10 protein-coding genes and 1 tRNA gene are annotated in these 12,073 nt (G+C 64.5%); 4 read left to right on the top strand and 7 right to left on the bottom strand.

Features of this window, described 5'->3' with window-relative positions; all coding sequences use genetic code 11:
- Positions 1-228: 228 nt before the first annotated feature.
- The 4 genes from V1286_RS35015 to V1286_RS35000 form a co-directional block, all read right to left on the bottom strand.
- Positions 229-304 (bottom strand) — tRNA-Thr (locus V1286_RS35015).
- Positions 305-489: 185 nt separating this feature from the next.
- The gene (locus V1286_RS35010; protein WP_334487855.1) at positions 490-2,286 is read right to left on the bottom strand and encodes a heme biosynthesis protein HemY; all 1,797 of its coding nucleotides are present in this window, start codon (positions 2,284-2,286) and stop codon (positions 490-492) included.
- Positions 2,287-2,310: 24 nt separating this feature from the next.
- Complete coding sequence (locus V1286_RS35005; protein ID WP_334487852.1) at positions 2,311-3,522, bottom strand: COG4223 family protein; 1,212 nt, start codon at positions 3,520-3,522, stop codon at positions 2,311-2,313.
- A gap of 110 nt (positions 3,523-3,632) precedes the next feature.
- On the bottom strand, positions 3,633-4,388 hold the full coding sequence (locus tag V1286_RS35000; protein ID WP_334487848.1) for a uroporphyrinogen-III synthase: 756 nt from the start codon (positions 4,386-4,388) through the stop codon (positions 3,633-3,635).
- A gap of 141 nt (positions 4,389-4,529) precedes the next feature.
- Between V1286_RS35000 and tsaD the strand changes: the two genes are divergently transcribed.
- The 3 genes from tsaD to V1286_RS34985 are packed head-to-tail and all read left to right on the top strand — an operon-like array spanning position 4,530 to position 7,001.
- Positions 4,530-5,603 (top strand): tRNA (adenosine(37)-N6)-threonylcarbamoyltransferase complex transferase subunit TsaD, encoded by a 1,074-nt coding sequence (gene tsaD / locus V1286_RS34995; protein WP_334490124.1) that lies wholly within the window; start codon positions 4,530-4,532, stop codon positions 5,601-5,603.
- Between the two features lies 1 nt (position 5,604).
- On the top strand, positions 5,605-6,585 hold the full coding sequence (locus V1286_RS34990; protein WP_334487845.1) for an NAD(P)H-dependent glycerol-3-phosphate dehydrogenase: 981 nt from the start codon (positions 5,605-5,607) through the stop codon (positions 6,583-6,585).
- A gap of 2 nt (positions 6,586-6,587) precedes the next feature.
- The gene (locus V1286_RS34985; RefSeq protein WP_334487843.1) at positions 6,588-7,001 is read left to right on the top strand and encodes an EVE domain-containing protein; all 414 of its coding nucleotides are present in this window, start codon (positions 6,588-6,590) and stop codon (positions 6,999-7,001) included.
- A 314-nt stretch (positions 7,002-7,315) separates the two neighbouring features.
- On the opposite strand, the gene V1286_RS34980 is transcribed toward V1286_RS34985, so the two are convergent.
- Complete coding sequence (locus tag V1286_RS34980) at positions 7,316-8,473, bottom strand: DNA topoisomerase IB (protein WP_334487841.1); 1,158 nt, start codon at positions 8,471-8,473, stop codon at positions 7,316-7,318.
- A gap of 370 nt (positions 8,474-8,843) precedes the next feature.
- Here V1286_RS34980 and acs point away from each other — a divergent pair, with 370 nt between their 5' ends.
- Entirely contained in the window at positions 8,844-10,796 is a 1,953-nt protein-coding gene (gene acs / locus V1286_RS34975) for an acetate--CoA ligase (protein WP_334487839.1), read from the top strand.
- A gap of 160 nt (positions 10,797-10,956) precedes the next feature.
- Here acs and V1286_RS34970 read toward each other — a convergent pair whose 3' ends face one another.
- Positions 10,957-11,382 (bottom strand): toll/interleukin-1 receptor domain-containing protein, encoded by a 426-nt coding sequence (locus V1286_RS34970; protein WP_334487837.1) that lies wholly within the window; start codon positions 11,380-11,382, stop codon positions 10,957-10,959.
- Positions 11,375-11,791, bottom strand: a complete 417-nt coding sequence (locus tag V1286_RS34965) for a toll/interleukin-1 receptor domain-containing protein (protein ID WP_334487835.1) — start codon at positions 11,789-11,791, stop codon at positions 11,375-11,377. Before V1286_RS34965 ends, V1286_RS34970 begins: the two co-directional genes overlap by 8 nt.
- Positions 11,792-12,073 lie beyond the last annotated feature (282 nt).

Here is a 12,073-nt window from a genome sequence, read left to right as displayed (position 1 = left end):
ACGTCCGAAAACGGTTTGCTCAGGATTAACCACTCGTCCTCACTGTGTCAGGGCGGCAAGTTGAGGCCCTCGGCAAGAACGCTGATTAGCGGCCGACGCAACGAAGACGCAGCGACCGTCAACGCAGGTCAGGCAAAAGCGAGATGAGCAAAATTCCCGCCACAGCGTTGCGCGGCGATTTCTTTGGTCCAAGACCGATGGCGATGAAGTAAATCGAGCAGGTAAATATGGTGCCGCAAACAGGACTCGAACCTGTGACCCCGTCATTACGAATGACGTGCTCTACCAACTGAGCTATTGCGGCGGACCAAGCGCAGCGTCCGGGCCTGACCCGAAATCGCCCGCACCTGATATCGGGGACGGCCCCGATTGGCAAGAAAAACGCTGGCTCCCTGCAAAGCGTTTTCAAGCGAAGCATGCCCTCGGACCTGATCCGTGGGTGGGCACCGGTTCGCGTCAACAAAACACGCCAAAACTAGAATCTGGAGCCTAGTTGCCGCCCCAGCGAGACAAAAATCCCCGCCAGCCGCCGGCCTGCGCCTTGGGTGGGCCGATTTGTTCCGCGAATTCATCCGCCGGGCCGTCCTCGTCGATCCCGGGGTCATCCGGCGCCCGGATAAGGGGGATCACGGCCGGAATTGGGGTCGGAACCGCCTTCGGGATATCCTGCCGCGAGCGGAACAGGGGAGCCGGCCGGCTTGGTGCCGGTTCGGCCAGCTTGGGCGGGGGTGGCGCTGGCGCAGTGACCGGCTCGGGGCGGGCCGCTTCGGCCGGGGTCGCTTGGGTCGGGGTCGCTTCCACAGGGGCCGCTTCCGCGGCGGCGGCAGGCGGCGGCGCGTTGTCCTGCTCGGCGGGCGGCGCCGGCGTGACGGATACGACGGGCTCGGCGGCCGATTCGCTCACGTCCTTTGGCTTTGGCGGCTCGAGCACGACGGCCCGGCGCGGGGTCGCCAGCATGGCCTCTTCGAACGGCGAAGATTCGATCGCGCCGCCCTTGTCGGATGGCAGCGCCGCGACCGGTGTCTGCCACTGGAAAGCATCGAGCCTGCCGGTGACCGGCGAGACCGGCCGCCATCGATCGCTGACATAGCCGTCCGCGGTCCAGGCCGGATCGTGCAGCGCACGCACCGCGCGCAAGGTCCATGCCCGCGCCCGGCCGCTGTCGCCATGTTCGGTACGCTCGATCTCCGCCATCAACAGCGCGACGCGTTGCGTCGGCGCGGCGATGAAGGGCGCCAGCGCCTCGCGCGCTTTGGTAAATTCGGACGCGTCGATCGCGGCGCGCGCAATCGCCAGCGCACCCTCGATGTGACCGGGCGCTTTCGCCGCGAGCGTCTCGACCCGCACCAGCCGCTGCCGCGCGGAATCGCCGAGCTTCACATGCGAATAGGCGTCCGCAAGATCGGGATGCGGCTGCGCCAGCCACGCGGCCTCGACCAGGCGCATCGAGCGCCGTACCTGATGCGCCTCGCTTTCGAACTTGCTCGCCAGCACCGCAGCCGGCACCAGGGTCGGCGCCAGCTTGACCGCCTCCATCACGCTCTCGCGCGCCAGATCGCGATCGACCTTTTCGAGTTCGAGCGCGCGCGCCGTCAGCAGCACGCCGCGCTGCCGACGATACGCCGCCTTGTCGATCAGTCCGGCCGATTGATTGTTGTCGAGGATTTTCAGCGCGCCGGCCCAGTCGCCCTTGGCGCAGCAGAAGCCGAGCACCGCATGCGACGCCCATGACGAGGACGGCGACAGCTTTAGCGCTTCCTCGGCGACCATCACCGCCGCGACCGGATCGTCGGCGCGCTGCGCCTCGATGAACAGCCCGCGCAGACCCAACAGCCGCGTGTCCTCGCGCTCGGCCATGGCGCGGAAGGCGCGCTGCGCGCCTTCGCGGTCGCCGTCGAGCTGCGCCGACTGTGCATGCAGCAGCAGCGCCAGCGGATCATGCGCCGCGTGTTTCCGCGCCGCCTCGGCATGGATGCGGGCAGCGGAAGAATCGCCGTGGCCGATCGCCAGCAGCCCTTGCGTGATCGCATGCCGGCCGCGGGCCTGACGCCGCTCGCGCCGGCTGCGCCGCATACGCGCCGGCGCGCTCCACACGCCACGCAGGATCGCCCAAATCATCATCGCCGCAACGACGACGATGCCCAACGCCAGCACGAAGACCGGCAGCGTGGTCTGGGCGCGGTAGCCGCCCCATGACAGCACGACATCGCCGGTCTGCTCGGCAATCCAGGCCGCGCCGGCCGCTCCCAGCGCGATCAACAACAGAAACAGAATGATCCGGACCATTGAAATCCTTGACTTGCGAAATCCTTACTGCGCCGGTTTGGCGAGCGCAGCCATGGCGTCGGTCGCAAATTGACGGGAGGCGGCCAGCGCGGCGTCGCGCGCGTCGGCCCGTTCAATCCAGGACTGCGCCGCGGCGCGATCGGCCGGCTCCAGCGTCTTCAATTCCCGCCGCGCCTCGTTGAAATCATTTCGCAGCGCCGCCGCGGTGATCCGCGCCACCACGGCGCCGCGATCATTGCCGACGGTATCGGTGCGTTCGATCTTGACCAGTTTGGCAGCGCCCGCCTGCAGGCGCTCCACAATGCCTGTACCGGTCGTCGTGGCATTGCTCTGTTGCGCGGCCGGCAACAGTTTTGGCACCAACGTCAACAGTTCGCTGCTCAGCCTGCCGGCATTTGGCACGCCCTTTTCCGCAAACTGATCCAGCGGCTTCAAGGCATCCGGATTGGGCGCCAGCGCTTTGGTCGCGGCGAGCGCGGCCGGATAGGGATCGCCGATCCGGACCAGCACATCGAGCAGCGCCGCCGACACCAGTCGGCGCAGCGGCATGTCGTCGGCAGGTTTTGCGTCGGCCTTGGTATCGGCAAGCTTGCTGCCTTGCTGCGCGATCTCGGCGCCCTGCGTCCGCATCTGGCTTTCGATCTTCGCGATGCGTTGATCGATCCCGGAGAGATCGGGCGAGACGGTGCCGTCGCCGCGCGGGGCGGACTTCACATCGTTGATGGCGGACGCCAGCTTCTCGCCTTGCGCGCGCGTCGCGGCGAGTTCAGTGCGCAGCGCCGCGACGGTTTTTTCCAAGGCCTCGGCACGCGCGGCAGCGGCGGGATCGGCCACGGGCTTGCCCGCTTTCGACTCCAGGCCCGCGATGCGCGTGGTCAGACCGTCGATGGCGGCCGTGTTGATCTGCGCTGCCGACGGCGCTGACGCGGGCTGAATCGCAGGCCAACCCAGCATCCAGCCGACGCCAATCACCAGCGCCGCGGCGGCGGCGCCGGACACCGGCGCAACGATCCAGGGCGAAACCGGTCGGGATGGCTGCTCAGCAACCGGCGGTTCTGCCGTTGAAGCCGCGGCGACCTTGGGCGTTGGCTCAGCCGCAGGCTCAGGCGGCGCTTCGCCGGAACTCTTGGTCTCGCTCGACACTTCGGTCGCCTCAAGGTCGATGGTCGGCGGCTCACGCTTCGGCCGACCCTCGCCGGGCAGCGATCCAGTGTCTTCGGGTCTGTCATCGACCATCACGGCGGTTCCCTTGAATGGTTAGGTTCCGGAACTTAGCAGAATCGGGACGTCTTAGAGCATGATCCGGCAGTGGCGGCACCGGTTTTCCGATTAGACCATGCTCAGACTTAAAGATTAGGGCTCGACCGCGGTTGCAACGCCCGGCCCAGCGCCACGAACAGGGCATTTTCGTCGGGCGAAGCCGCCGCCGTGACTTGGGTCGCGCCGGCGTCCCGCAGGACCGCGGCGACGGCCGCTGAAATGCAGCATTGCGGCAGCGCCAGTGCCGAGATTTCGACGCCGCCGGCGCGCGCCGCCTCCAGAAATGCCCGCGCGCTGCGCCGGGAGTAATGCAGCACGGCCTCGATCTCATGCGCCACGAAAGCGTCATATATGTCCCGCGGCAGGCTGGGCGCGGGCACCATCCGGTAGGTGGTCTGCGTCACCACCGTAAAGCCGCTCTCGCCGAGGTCGCCGGCAAGGTCGCGCGCGAGATCGGCGCCGGCAAGGTACAGGATCGGGCTCGTTTTCTTCAGTTGCTTCGACTTCGCACGCGCCAGCACCAGATCGCGCAATGCGCCGGCACCGCCCTTTGACGCGATCACCTCGCCAAACCCGGCGTCGCGCGCCGCAGCCGCGGTATTTTCGCCGACTGCGAACAAAGGCAATTTCAGGAGCCGGCTATCGGCCAGATGGGGCGCGATGGCACGCACGGCGTTGGCGCTGGTGACGATGATCGCGCCATAATTTGCGTCCGCATCGTCCTGGAACGGCACCGGCTCGAACCGCAGCATCGGCGCGCGCAGGACATCGAACCCCCGCGCGCGCAGCGCCTTGGCCGTCGTCTCATCATCCGGATGCGGGCGCGTGACGAGAACGGCCATATTTCAGATCTCCGCCAACATGATTTCGGTGCACCAGCGCGATTGCACGCCGTCACCTCGTAATGCTACCGGGTTACGGAAGCGTTGTTTTTGGCGATAGCGCAAGGGTTCAAAGGGTTCAAATTGGACAACGACACGCCGATGCTGGTGCTGGGTATCGAGACGACCTGCGATGAAACCGCGGCCGCCGTGGTGGAACGCCAGCGCGACGGCAGCGGCAAGATTCTGTCCAATATCGTGCGCTCGCAGACCTCCGAGCATGCCCGTTTCGGCGGCGTGGTTCCGGAAATCGCGGCGCGCGCCCATGTCGACCTGCTCGATGGCATCGTCGGCCAGGCGATGAAGGACGCCAACACCGGCTTTGCGCAATTGTCGGCGGTGGCGGCGGCCGCCGGGCCCGGCCTGATCGGCGGCGTGATCGTCGGCCTCACCACGGCCAAGGCGATCGCCATGGTGCACGATACGCCATTGATTGCGGTCAATCATCTCGAAGCCCACGCGCTGACGCCGCGGCTGACCTGCGCGCTCGCCTTTCCCTATTGCCTGTTCCTGGCGTCCGGCGGGCACACCCAGATCGTCGCCGTGGTCGGCGTCGGCCAGTATGTCCGGCTCGGCACCACCGTCGACGACGCGATGGGTGAGGCTTTCGACAAGGTCGCCAAAATGCTGTCGCTGCCCTATCCCGGCGGACCGGAGGTCGAACGATCCGCGGCGAGCGGCGACGCCAAACGGTTCGCCTTTCCGCGGCCGATGCTCGGGCGGCCGGATGCGAATTTCTCGCTGTCGGGATTGAAGACGGCGGTTCGCAACGAAGCCAGCCGCTTGATGCCGCTGGAACCGCAGGACGTCAGCGACCTCTGTGCGAGTTTTCAGGCCGCGGTGCTGGAATCGACGGCGGACCGGCTGAGCGTCGGCCTGCGCCTGTTTCACGAACAGTTCGGCCCGCCGCGCGCGCTGGTCGCCGCCGGCGGCGTTGCGGCCAATCACGCCATCCGTGGCGCATTGCAGGACGTTGCCGCAAAGGCGGAGACCACGCTGATCATTCCGCCGCCCGCGCTGTGCACTGATAATGGCGCGATGATCGCATGGGCCGGCGCGGAACGGATGGCGCTGGGGCTAACCGATACGATGGACGCGCCGCCCCGCGCGCGCTGGCTGCTCGACGCCAACGCGACCGCGCCGGCCGGCTACACCAACACGCGCGCGGGATTCTGACATGGCGTCCTTTAATTCCGTCGCAGTGATCGGCGCCGGCGCATATGGCAGCGCGCTGGCCTGCGCCGCGGTGCGCGCCGGCCGTGACGTCGTGCTGTATGCGCGAAGCGCCGAAAACGCCGCGCAGATACAGACGACGCGAAGGAATCCAAAGCTGCCCGGCGTGAGTCTTGATGTGGGCATCGGCGTCACGGCTGACATCGTTGCCGCGGCGCAGGCGGACATCATCCTGCTGGCGACGCCCGCGCAGAATTTGCGCGAAGCCGCGACGACGCTTGCGCCGCATCTCGAACCTGCGACACCCGTCGTCGCCTGCGCCAAGGGCATCGAGCGCGGCACGCATCGCTTCATGACCGAGGTCATCGCTGAGACCATCCCGGGTGCCATCCCGGCGATCCTGTCGGGACCGAATTTCGCCGACGATTTGGCGCGAGGCCTTCCGACCGCCGTAACGCTGGCCGCAAGGGATGAAAGGCTGGCGAGCGACCTGGTGCAGGCGCTGGGCTCGGCAACGTTCCGGCCCTATCACACCACGGATGTCCGCGGCGTCGAGATCGGCGGCGCGGCCAAGAACGTGCTGGCGATCGCCGCCGGCATCGTCGTCGGCCGGCAACTCGGCGCCTCGGCGTTGGCGGCGCTCACCACGCGAGGTTTTAGCGAACTGGCAAGGCTTGGGCGGGCCTGCGGCGCGCGCAGCGAGACGCTCGCGGGTCTTTCCGGCCTCGGCGACCTGATCCTGAGCTGCTCAAGCCTGCAATCGCGCAACTTTGCGTTCGGCATCGCGCTCGGCCGCGGCGAAGCGCCGAACCGCGACAAGCTAGCCGAAGGCGAGTTCACCGCGCCGGTCCTGATCGAACTCGCGGCTTCGCAGAACGTCGATATGCCGGTATCAAATGCAGTCGCGGCGATCCTGAGCGGCAAGGTCACGATCGACGCGGCGATCGAGGGCCTGCTGACGCGGCCGTTCAAGGCGGAGGAATGACGATGGCGTACTGGCTGGTGAAATCCGAACCCTCAAGCTGGTCGTGGGACCAGCAGGTTGCAAAGGGCGCCAAAGGCGAAGCCTGGACCGGCGTGCGCAACTTCACTGCGCGGCAGAATCTCGTGGCCATGAAGAAAGGCGACAAGGCCTTCTTCTATCATTCCAACGAGGGCAAGGAGATCGTCGGCATCGCCGAGATCATCAAGGAAGCCTATCCCGATCCCTCCGACAAAACCGGCAAGTTCGTCTGCGTCGACATCAAGGCGGACAAGCCGCTGAAGACACCGGTGACGATGGCCGCGATCAAGGCCGACAAGAAGCTCGCCGACATGGCGCTGGTGAAATATTCGCGGCTGTCGGTGCAGCCGGTGACGGCGGAAGAGTGGAAGATGGTCTGCAAGATGGGCGGGCTTTAGACGACGCGGGCTTTAGAAGGAAGCTGTCGGGCAATGACCGACCAGTACGATCATATCCGTAGCCTTCAAGGCTTAACTTGGTGGCAGTCAGTCTGGACTCGGCCACGCCCGGAATGGGATCACGACCATTGCTCCGCGTGCTGGGCCAAGTTCTCTGACCTCGATGGCCCCGATATCTTGCGCGAAGGCTACACTACCGGCGACGATTACAAGCACGGCGCTCGTTATGAGTGGGTATGTGACGAGTGCTTCGCGAAGTTAAAGGAAGAACTGAGCTGGTCGATTGGGCCTTCGAACTCACAGGCCGCAAAGCCTTAAGCAGCCGCTGCCGTCACCACCTGTGCCAGCAGCGCCTCGCGCTTGGCTTGTGTGCGATAGCCCTTCATCGTCGCGGCAAAACGTTCGAGGATGCCGTCCTCGAACGCGGTGACGATGGTGTCGTGGACATAGCTCTTGCGGCAGATCGCCGGCGTGTTCGACAGCTCATCCGCGGCGGCGCGCACCGCATCCAGCACCTGCTTCTTGCGGCCGCGCTCGCTTGCTGCGGGCGTAATCCGCGACAGCGATTCCAGCACCACGGCTGACGCCATCAGGGTGCGGAAATCCTTCAGCGAAATCTTGATGCCGGCGATCTCGCGCAGGAACGCATTCACGGTCGTGGTCGAGACCGTGCGAACGTTGCCGGAATTGTCGCGATACTGGAACATGCGCTTGCCCGGCACGGTGCGCAGGATGCCGATGGCGCGCACCAGCTTGGCGGCGTCGCATTCCTTGCGCACGGCCTTGCCGCCTTTGGCCTTGAAGGTCAGGACGAAGCAGTCGTTTTCCAGCGTGACGTTGGACTTCAACATCGTGGTGGCGCCGCGGGTGCCGTTGAGGCGGGCATAGGATTCGTTGCCCGGCCGGATCGCGGTGCGGGCGATCAGTTCGATCACCGCCGAAAGCGCGAACTCGCGCGTCGGCTCGTCGCCGGACAGATAGGCCGAGACCTTGCGACGGATCTTCGGCAAAGCCGCCACCAGCCGCGCCAGGCGATGCGCCTTGCGCTGCTCGCGGACCTTTTCCCAATCTACATGGTAGCGGTACTGCAAGCGGCCGGCCGCATCGATGCCGACGGCCTGCAGATGCGAACTCGGATCGGCCGAATAGCGCACGTCGCGATAGGCCGGCGGCACCGCCATCGAATGTAGGCGGCGGATGGTGCCGGCGTGACGGATCTGCGTGCCGTTGGCGCGATGGAATGAATAGCCCTTGCCGCGCTTGACGCGGCGGATGGTCAGCCCGTTTTGGTCGCCGAGCTTGAGGCCAAGTTCCTCGGCCAGATCTGCGACGGAGGTTTTGACAACGATGTGCGGCTTTGCCGCGGGCGCTTTCAGCGTCGGCTTTGGCAGTTGCCCGAGCGCTTCGGCCAATGCAACGGCGGGATCGGCGGAAACGGGCCGCGCAGCCTCGAAACTCTGCTGATCCATCATGACCGTTATCGCCTTGCTCCGCCTGTCTGCCGGCAATGCCCGTTGTTGTGGCTTGGTTCCGGAGGACCGTCCGGCCCCGGGGAGGCCATTTAGGGGGTAATGAACTGCTTTGCGAGTCCCGATTCCGTCATTAACGGTTATTAGATACCGATCATGGGTGCCATTCCGGCGATAACGTTGATTTCGCCCTGAGCCGGCCCGCGCAAAATGATGCGACTTTGATCCGTAGCAAGGCCGGGAACCGGCTGACCGACCAAGGTCGCACACGTTCCGCCTTGTCCGGGCATCGTCCCGCGACGCATAATCGCTGTAACAATCAGGGCGACTTACGGCCGCCCAAATATCCGGCCGTAACGAGTGGGAGGGAAAGATGTCCGACAAGATCTACGACGTATCCGCCGATTGGGCCAAACGTGCTTATGCCGATGACGCCAAGTACCGCGAAATGTATGCCCGCTCGGTCTCGGACCCCAACGGATTCTGGGCCGAACAGGCCAAGCGGATCGACTGGATCAAGCCCTTCCACAAGGTCGAGAACGCCTCCTTCGCCCCCGGCAACATCTCGATCAAATGGTTCGAGGACGGCGTCCTGAACGCGGCCTGGAACTGCATCGACCGCCATCTCGACAAGCGCGGCCACCAGACCGCGATCATCTGGGAGGGCGACGACCCCTCGCAGTCCAAGCACATCACCTACCGCCAGCTGCACGACGAGGTCTGCAAGATGGCCAACATCCTGCGCACGCGGAACGTCAAGAAAGGCGATCGCGTCACGATCTACCTGCCGATGATCCCGGAAGCGGCCTATGCGATGCTGGCCTGCGCGCGGATCGGCGCCATTCATTCCGTGGTGTTCGCCGGCTTCTCGCCGGACAGCCTCGCCCAGCGCATCACCGACTGCCAGTCCAAGGTCATCATCACCGCCGACGAGGGACTGCGCGGCGGCAAGAAGGTGCCGCTGAAGGCCAATGTCGATGCCGCGATTGCGAAAGCCGGCGGCGTCGATTGGGTCGTCGTGGTCAAGCGAACCGGTGCTGCCGTCGATATGAGTCCTTCGCGCGATTTCTGGTACCACGAAGCGGCCGCGATGGTGACGACGGAATGCCCGGCCGAGCATATGCACGCGGAAGATCCGCTGTTCATCCTCTATACGTCGGGCTCCACCGGCCAGCCCAAGGGCGTGCTGCACACGACCGGCGGCTATCTCGTCTACGCGGCGATGACGCATCAATACGTGTTCGACTATCACGACGGCGACATCTTCTGGTGCACCGCCGACGTCGGCTGGGTCACCGGCCACAGCTACATTATCTATGGGCCGCTGGCGAACGGCGCGACCACGCTGATGTTCGAAGGCGTGCCGAACTATCCCGACAATTCCAGGTTCTGGAACGTCATCGACAAGCACAACGTCAACATCTTCTACACCGCGCCGACCGCGATCCGCGCGCTGATGCAGAGCGGCGACGGACCGGTGCAGAAGACCTCGCGGAAAAGCCTCAAGCTGCTCGGTACGGTCGGCGAGCCGATCAATCCGGAAGCCTGGGAATGGTATCACCGCGTGGTCGGCGACGGCCGCTGCCCGATCGTCGATACCTGGTGGCAGACCGAGACCGGCGGCATCCTGATCACGCCGCTGCCCGGCGCAACCAAACTCAAGCCGGGTTCGGCGACGCGGCCGTTCTTCGGCGTGGTGCCCGAAATCGTCGATGCCGACGGCAAGGTGCTGGAGGGCGAAGCCACAGGCAATCTCTGCCTCGCCAAGTCCTGGCCGGGGATGATGCGCACGGTCTATGGTGACCATGCCCGTTTCGAGCAGACCTATTTCTCGACCTACAAGGGCAAGTATTTCACCGGCGACGGCTGCCGCCGGGATGCCGACGGCTATTACTGGATCACCGGCCGTGTCGACGACGTCATCAACGTGTCAGGCCATCGCATGGGCACCGCCGAGGTGGAGAGCTCGCTCGTCGCACATGCAAAAGTGTCGGAAGCCGCCGTGGTCGGCTATCCCCACGACATCAAGGGCCAGGGCATCTATGCCTATGTGACGCTGATGGCCGGTACCGAACCGACCGAGGAGTTGCGGAAAGAGCTGGTCGCCTGGGTGCGCAAGGACATCGGCCCGATCGCTTCGCCCGACCAGATCCAGTTCGCGCCGGGCCTGCCGAAAACCCGTTCCGGCAAGATCATGCGCCGCATCCTGCGCAAGATCGCCGAGGACGAACCCTCCAGCCTCGGCGACACCTCGACGCTCGCCGACCCCGCCGTGGTCGACGATCTCGTGCAGAACCGGCAGAACAAGAAGGGCGCGCCGGCATAGCTGATCTGCGACCGCGATCTTGGTGCTACTACATCTTCGTCGCGGCCACTGCAGCATTCATTGCCGTGTCCGGCGTGACGTGCTGAAGGCCGGACTGCCATTGAAGTGAATGCGAAACCGAAAGAATCGCCGCCGCATATTTCAGCGTCCGATCGAGGCTCTAACCGGCCGTGATCGGACCATGGGACGCCAGATTCCCGACCACTTCCGCGACCAGTTTTCCGGCAGCCTGCGGAGATGTCTCCTGCAGCAGCCGCCGATCACGGAGAAGGGATGGCAGCAAGGGCCGTTCGATTTCTTGCGTTACGATAGGAATTATCTTCTTGTTGCCAGCAACAGCGGCTCCCAGTTCGAATACTGACGACGGGCTGCTGAGGTAATCCTGACTGACCAAAACGGCGATAACGGGCGTCTGGCGCAGAGCCTCCTCGAGCTTCTCGGACCACCGGTCTCCGATTGCAATCTCTGCCTCGTCAAACCATGCATGCACACCGTGCGCCTCAAGCTCGTGGGCGAATTTTGACGCCCACGTCCTATCCTTGTGCGCATACGAGATGAAAACATCGAAGTTCCGGGAGTCAGCCATTATCGCGCCCTCCATCAACGCGCTCGCGCAATTGATCTAGGTACTGGTCGATCTGATTCAAATGCAGCATATCACGCTTTTTCAAAAACACGGGCGTATTGGGCCGGCTCTGGAAATCCGCAGGCGTGAGCCCCAAAAGCACCACAACAATGGGAATTCCGCGAAGCCACGCAGCGCCAATCTCCGCCCAGACATACGGACGGTCAAGAGACCAAGGGGTAAATAGCACGATCAGCTCATGAGCCTGGTCCAGGAAGCTCCGAATATCGTCCTCAAACTCCGCGCCAATATCTATGTCCGCTTGATCGAGGAACGGTCGCCCACCACAATCGGCGACTTCCCGCGCTATTTGCTTGGCGATCCAGGTGTCCTCGCCGGCATGACTTATGAAGACTAGTCTCTCCGGCATTACCCCACCACCCGCAGACCGTGTGCTTCTCGGCGTTATCCCTCTTCGGATGCTATCAGCAAGCTTCCGGAAAGCTAGCGGGTTTGCGCCGATCTCGGACCACTAACAACGTCTCAGACGGGTAGTCCCCTTGACCCGCATCTTCCCCGCCAAGTGTTGTTTTCAGGTCATTTACTTTAATCCGAACTTTTTCTTTGTTCCGCCCAGCGAAACCCGTCTCGAGGCCGGTTGGAAACCATCCGGTTAACGCCCGCGCTTAAAGATGCGCGGGCGAGACGGTGA

The organism is Bradyrhizobium algeriense (assembly GCF_036924595.1).
GTDB lineage: Bacteria > Pseudomonadota > Alphaproteobacteria > Rhizobiales > Xanthobacteraceae > Bradyrhizobium > Bradyrhizobium algeriense.
This window is presented reverse-complemented; position numbering and strand designations above follow the sequence as displayed.

Excerpts from the sequence above, each read along its gene's own strand:
- V1286_RS35005 (WP_334487852.1), bottom strand. The coding sequence starts at position 3,522 with ATGGTCGATGACAGACCCGAAGACACTGGATCGCTGCCCGGCGAGGGT.
- acs (WP_334487839.1), top strand. The coding sequence starts at position 8,844 with ATGTCCGACAAGATCTACGACGTATCCGCCGATTGGGCCAAACGTGCT.
- V1286_RS34985 (WP_334487843.1), top strand. The coding sequence starts at position 6,588 with ATGGCGTACTGGCTGGTGAAATCCGAACCCTCAAGCTGGTCGTGGGAC.
- V1286_RS34970 (WP_334487837.1), bottom strand. The coding sequence starts at position 11,382 with ATGGCTGACTCCCGGAACTTCGATGTTTTCATCTCGTATGCGCACAAG.
- V1286_RS34980 (WP_334487841.1), bottom strand. The coding sequence starts at position 8,473 with ATGATGGATCAGCAGAGTTTCGAGGCTGCGCGGCCCGTTTCCGCCGAT.
- V1286_RS34965 (WP_334487835.1), bottom strand. The coding sequence starts at position 11,791 with ATGCCGGAGAGACTAGTCTTCATAAGTCATGCCGGCGAGGACACCTGG.
- V1286_RS35010 (WP_334487855.1), bottom strand. The coding sequence starts at position 2,286 with ATGGTCCGGATCATTCTGTTTCTGTTGTTGATCGCGCTGGGAGCGGCC.
- V1286_RS34990 (WP_334487845.1), top strand. The coding sequence starts at position 5,605 with ATGGCGTCCTTTAATTCCGTCGCAGTGATCGGCGCCGGCGCATATGGC.
- tsaD (WP_334490124.1), top strand. The coding sequence starts at position 4,530 with ATGCTGGTGCTGGGTATCGAGACGACCTGCGATGAAACCGCGGCCGCC.
- V1286_RS35000 (WP_334487848.1), bottom strand. The coding sequence starts at position 4,388 with ATGGCCGTTCTCGTCACGCGCCCGCATCCGGATGATGAGACGACGGCC.